General features: G+C 62.1%; 1 protein-coding gene. It reads right to left on the reverse strand.

The features are described 5' to 3' along the window. Window positions 1-30 precede the first annotated feature (30 nt). Window positions 31-1,178, reverse strand: a protein-coding gene (locus tag CKW40_RS42225) for an IS3 family transposase (RefSeq protein ID WP_095205385.1) whose coding sequence is annotated in 2 segments (ribosomal slippage) — window positions 31-929 and window positions 929-1,178 — 1,149 coding nt in all. Because the reading frame shifts where the segments join, the coding sequence is not laid out codon by codon here. Window positions 1,179-1,239: the final 61 nt, after the last annotated feature.

Genomic DNA, 1,239 nt, shown 5'->3' on the forward strand with positions numbered 1-1,239 from the left:
TGGCCTGCTGCCGGTTTTTCGGACACGAGGTTAAGCTAACATAGCTTGTTCCTCGAACTCCACGGGGCTCAGATAGCCCAGTGTCGAGTGCCTCCGCCGAGGGTTGTAGAAGCGCTCGATGTAGTCGAACACATCCGCCCTGGCGGCATCTCTTGTCCTGTAGACCTTGCGGGCTGTGCGTTCGGTTTTCAACGACGAGAAGAAGCTCTCCATGGCCGCATTGTCCCATACATTGCCCGACCGGCTCATCGAACACGTGATGCCGTGGTCGGCCATCAGGCGCTGGAACTGCTCGCTCGTGTATTGCGATCCCTGGTCGGAATGATGCAGCAGGCTGTCGGGCTTGCCTCGGCGCCAGATCGCCATGATGAGCGCATCGGTGACGAGTTGGGCTGTCATCTCGGCCTTCATCGCCCAGCCGACGACACGCCGGGAGAAGAGGTCGACCACGGCGGCAACGTAAAGCCAACCTTCCGCGGTCCAGATGTAGGTGAAGTCGGCGATCCATTTCTGGTTCGGTGCCGATGCCTCGAAGGTGCGGTCGAGGAGGTTGTCCGACACTGCCGCTCGCTCGCCCGTATCCTTCGGCAGTCCGCGACGCCGAGGCCGGGCCCGCAAACCGTTCTCCCGCATGAGCCGCTCGATGCGATGCAGGCCGCAGGAAAGCCCCTCGGCCAGCACGTCATGCCACACGCGGCGAGACCCGTAAGTGCGGTCGCTGCTCTTGAAGCTGCGGTCGATCCTGGAAACGAGGATCTCGTCGTGCAGGGAGCGAGCGCTGGGGCTGCGGTTGAGCCAGGCATGGAAGCCTGAGCGGGACACGTCCAGCGCACTGCACAGCCATGCCACCGGCCAGATGCTCCGGTGCCTCGCGATGAAAGCGAACCTCATGTCACTTCCCTCGCGAAGTAGGCTGCGGCCTTTTTTAGGATGTCGCGCTCCGCCTTCAGCTTCGCCACTTCCTTGCGCAGCCGGTCGATCTCCTGCTGCTCCGGCTTCATCTGCCCATGACCGGGAAACGCGTGATGCGGATCGGTCGACAGCTCGCGCACCCATTTGCGCAGCACATTCTCGTGGAGATCGAGGTCGCGGGCAGCCTGGGCCACCGCAACGCCCCGATCCTTGATCAATCTCACCGCCTCAAGCTTGAACTCGCGGCTGAACTTCCTTCTTTGCATTCCCACTCTCCAGTTCCGTTAAACACCTTATCTCGGTGTCCACGAAACCGGCAGCAGGCCA

It is taken from the genome of Mesorhizobium carmichaelinearum (assembly GCF_900199455.1).
Taxonomy (GTDB): Bacteria; Pseudomonadota; Alphaproteobacteria; order Rhizobiales; family Rhizobiaceae; genus Mesorhizobium; species Mesorhizobium carmichaelinearum.